The organism is Methanogenium sp. MK-MG (assembly GCF_009914725.1).
Taxonomy (GTDB): domain Archaea; phylum Halobacteriota; class Methanomicrobia; order Methanomicrobiales; family Methanomicrobiaceae; genus Methanogenium.
Genome location: NZ_JAAAWJ010000108.1, coordinates 1 through 4,663 on the forward strand (window position 1 = coordinate 1; position 4,663 = coordinate 4,663).

The window sequence follows — 4,663 nt, forward strand, 5'->3', positions numbered from 1 at the left end:
CATCCGAAGGAGAGCTTGCCGCAATCAGGTTAATCTCTGATGCCGGGCTTGATAGTGAATGCTGCACCTATGTGCGGGCACTGCCCTATGATATTGACCTGGCCGCAGACGCAGGTGCTGATTCTGTACATCTTGTTGTGCCGGTGAGTGATCTGCATATTGTAGAGAAGATGCAGAAAACCCGTGATGAGGTATATGCGATGGCCATGTCTGCGGTTGAGTATGCAAAGGAACGGGGACTCATCGTTGAACTTTCAGGTGAGGATGCGTCCCGTGCAGACCAGGCATTTTTATCCCGTATCTTCACAGACGGCGTTGCCCATGGAGCCGACCGGCTCTGTTTCTGCGATACCGTGGGGATTCTGACACCTGAACTGACTGCAGAGTTCATACCTCCTCTGGCAGGCATTGCACCGGTCAGTATACACTGCCATAATGATCTCGGATTTGCACTCCCGAATACCATTGCCGCACTGAAATCAGGTGCCTCATGTGCGCATGTGACAGTGAACGGTCTGGGTGAACGGGCAGGCAATACTCCCTTTGAAGAGGTGGTGATGTCGCTTGAAGTGCTCTATGGAATGGATACCGGCATTCATACTGAACGGATATACCCCCTCTCAACATTGGTGGCACGCCTGACAGGAATTGATCTTCCGGCGAACAAGGCCATCGTAGGGTCCATGGCATTTACCCATGAAAGTGGTATTCACGCACACGGAGTGCTCAGGAATGCACGGACCTACGAACCGGTACCGCCTGAGATGGTCGGAAGAACCAGAAGGATTGTCCTCGGAAAGCATTCGGGGAAAGCATCTGTTGAGGCGTCCCTGAATGAACTGGGTTATACGGTCACCGCCGAACAGCTCGCAGCCATTCTCACGAGAGTAAAAAAGCTGGGAGATGAAGGCAAGCGGGTCACTGATGCTGACCTGATGACTATTGCAGATACGGTGCTGCAGCTGGTGTGCACTCCTGCAATCAGCCTGCGCCAGTTTACGGTGGTCTCCGGAAACAAGTCAATTCCGACGGCATCGGTGACGATGGCAGTGAACGGAAACGAAATAACCGGTGCAGCCACAGGAAACGGGCCTGTTGATGCGACGATTAATGCTCTGCGGGATTCTGTTTCAGATGTTGCCGATATCAGTCTTGAGGATTATCATGTGGATGCGATTACCGGTGGTGCAGATGCACTGGTAGATGTAACTGTTAAATTGAGGAAGGACGGAAAAATAATAACATCCCGTGGCGCGCGGACTGACATCATCACCGCAAGTGTTGAAGCAGTCATTGCCGGGATGAACAGACTACTGAGGGATGATAAATGAAAAACGGGGCTAACATACTGATAGAGAGCCTGGTGCACGAAGGGGTGGACACCATTTTTGGATACCCCGGCGGCACCGTTCTGCCGATATATGATGAATTATATGACTCTCCACTCCGGCACATCCTTGTTCGCCACGAACAGGCAGCAATTCACGCTGCAGACGGATATGCACGGGCAAGCGGCAGAGTGGGGGTGTGCCTCGCCACCTCCGGGCCCGGGGCCTGCAACCTCGTTACAGGGATTGCCACAGCCTACATGGATTCCGTCCCGGTAGTGGCAATAACAGGGCAGGTCCCGACCACACTCCTGGGAAATGATGCATTTCAGGAATCAGATATCACAGGAATTACTCTTCCCATTACCAAGCACAGTTATCTCGTGAATAATGCGGGTGAACTCGGGAAGATTGTTCATGAAGCCTTCTACATCGCCGGTAGCGGACGCATGGGACCGGTCTTAATCGATATTCCCAAGGATGTGCAGACCGATGTTGTCGACAAACCCGAACCTGTAGCGGACACGGTTACGATACGGGGGTATCAGCCGACCGTGCGGGGGCACCCGAGACAGATTGCAAAGGCTGTCAGCATGATTTCAGGGGCGGCCCGCCCTGTCATCTATGCAGGCGGCGGGGTGATTGCATCCGGTGGTGATGCAGAACTTATGCAGCTCGCAGAGACAATGATGATCCCTGTCACAACCACCCTGATGGGACTGGGTGCGATACCGTCCCATCATCCCCTGAACCTGGGGATGCTTGGGATGCATGGAACACAGAGTGCCAACTATGCCATCACTGAATGTGACCTCCTCATTGCCATTGGTGCACGGTTTGATGACCGGGTCACCGGAAAACTCGAGTCGTTTGCCCCCAACGCACAGGTCATTCATATCGATATTGACCCTGCTGAAATTGGTAAAAATAAGGCTGTTGACCTTCCGATAGTAGGAGATGTCAGGTATGTCTTAACAGAGATCAACCAGAAACTGACGGAACAGAGAGTCCGGGGCCCATGGAACGGGCGACTTGCTGAATGGAAGAGACAGTCAGCAGAGCATGCAACTGTTGATGCCGGTATACTGACTCCCCAGTATATCGTCCGGACACTCTCTGACATCCTCAAAGGTGCGGGAATAATTGTGACTGAGGTGGGCCAGAATCAGATGTGGGCTGCACAGAATTTTTCGTTTACGCGTCCACGCCAGTGGATTACATCCGGTGGTCTGGGCACCATGGGCTACGGGTTTCCGGCAGCCATTGGTGCCAGTATTGCCTGTCCTGATGAACCGGTTATTGACATTGCAGGGGATGGCAGTTTCCAGATGAATATTCAGGAACTTGCAACGGTTGTCCAGTATAATATCCCGGTAAAGGTCATGATCCTGAATAACCAGTACCTCGGCATGGTCCGCCAGTGGCAGGAACTGTTCTATGACAGGCGGTATTCCTACACTGATATGCCGTCTGTTGATTTTGTCGGTATTGCAAAGGCATACGGCGTGCCGGGAATATGTGTGACTGATCCGGCTGATGTATCCGATGCGATACAGCAGTCACTATCACACGACGGGCCGTTTTTACTTGACTTCAGAATTGAGCGTGAGGAGAATGTCATGCCCATGGTCCCCGCAGGGGCTGCCATCAATGAGATGATACTGGGGGAGAAGAGATGAAACCGCATACAATCTCAGTTCTGGTAGAGAACCGTCCGGGTGTGCTTTCGCGGGTGGCAGGACTCTTTACCCGCCGCGGGTTTAATATTGAGAGTCTCGCCGTCGGTAGCTGTGAAGAGCCTGGGATGAGCAGAATAACTGCCGTTGTGATTGCAGACGACGAGATCATTGAGCAGGTGAAAAAACAGCTGAATAAACTCATCAATGTCATCAAGGTGAGCGACATCACCTACACGAGTCATGTCGCACGGGAGATTGCGCTCATAAAGGTCGCTGCTGAAGCAGGGCAGACGCGTGCCGAGGTGATGCAGCTTGCAGATAATTTCCGGGCCCGGATTATTGATGTCGGAACACGCACAGTCATTATCGAGGTGACAGGCGACACCGGAAAGATTGACGCACTGGTGAGTCTTCTCCGGCAGTATGGCATCAAAGAACTGGTGCGGACCGGAAAGATTGCGATGACGCGCGGTTCAAAGACCGTTTCTCCCAAAAAATAACCGTTTCTCTATTTTTCTTCAGGAACCTGCATGATATTCCGGAAAAAATGCAATCATGTTATATGTTAACATACCACACATTACCCTAGTTACATGTTTGGATTACCCGATATAACGTTAGTGTCTGTGGCCTGTGCGCTTGCAGTCTGTTTTGGCATCCTCATCTGGTGGGGCCTGCATTTCAGAGGTGACGATCCCGATGTCTGATATGATCACGATTGGCATCATCGCACTCTACGGTATCATGCTCATCGGTATCGGGGGCTGGGCCTCAAAGAAAATACACAATACCGAAGACTATATTCTTGCGGGCCGCTCCCTTGGGTTCTGGGTATTTACCATCCTGATGGTGGCCTCGGTCTGTTCCGGCATGACCCTGGTCGGTGTCAGTGGATTTGGCTATTCATCCGGGTGGCCGGGTATCTGGGAACAGCTCTTCGTTCCGCTGGCAGCAGCCTTTGCCATCATCGTCTTTGGCGCAAAGCTCCATGCGGTCTCGAAAAAGACCGGGTACATGACGGTCGAGGATTACCTCGCACACCGCTATGAAAGCCCGAAGACGGTACGGGGACTTGCGGCGGTGTCAGGGATTGTCGTCTCTTTGATCTATCTCGTTGGCCAGTACACTGCCATCAGTCTCGTTCTGGTCTGGCTGTTTAATATTCCGCATACAACAGCACTGATCATATCGGCCGTCATTATCACGGTCTACACGGTTATTGGCGGTATGTATGCCGTCTCATGGACGACGCTGATACAGGGAATGATTCTCATCGTGGGAGTTCTTATCATGGCACCCCTGGTCATCATCTCCGCGGGCGGTCTGACCCATATCAACGAAGTGCTCGCATCGATTGACCCGAATATGGTGCAGCCGTTCTACCCGTCCCCTGTATACGCGTCATACGCCTTCTGTACACCGGAGTTCCTCTTTTCATTTGGGATTCTGTTGATCGTCGGTCTTGCCTGTGCTCCGCATGTGGTAAACAATATTCTTGCCGCAAAGGATACGAAATTCTTCAAATGGTCTCCTCTGATCGCGTTTGGCATCTATGCCGTGGTGATGTTCCTGGTGAAGTTTACCGGGTTTGCCGTGCGGGTGCTGGTTGAGGAAGGAAAACTGGTCTTGCCTGCGACCGTGAATACTCAGGACAGA

General features: G+C 52.2%; 4 protein-coding genes. All 4 read left to right on the top strand.

Annotated elements, in window-relative coordinates:
- On the top strand, positions 1 to 1,331 hold a 1,331-nt coding region (locus MKMG_RS10635), incomplete at its 5' end, for an alpha-isopropylmalate synthase regulatory domain-containing protein (protein ID WP_165077862.1).
- The gene (ilvB, locus tag MKMG_RS10640; RefSeq protein WP_165077863.1) at positions 1,328 to 3,007 is read left to right on the top strand and encodes a biosynthetic-type acetolactate synthase large subunit; all 1,680 of its coding nucleotides are present in this window, start codon (positions 1,328 to 1,330) and stop codon (positions 3,005 to 3,007) included. The genes MKMG_RS10635 and ilvB, both read left to right, overlap by 4 nt.
- Positions 3,004 to 3,507 carry an acetolactate synthase small subunit gene (gene ilvN / locus MKMG_RS10645; RefSeq protein WP_165077865.1) on the top strand — a complete coding sequence of 168 codons (504 nt, stop codon included), beginning with the start codon at positions 3,004 to 3,006 and terminating at the stop codon, positions 3,505 to 3,507. The genes ilvB and ilvN overlap by 4 nt, the downstream gene beginning before the upstream one ends.
- A gap of 199 nt (positions 3,508 to 3,706) precedes the next feature.
- Positions 3,707 to 4,663, top strand: a 957-nt coding sequence (locus MKMG_RS10650) for a sodium:solute symporter (RefSeq protein ID WP_165077866.1), incomplete at its 3' end; no start/stop codon positions are given.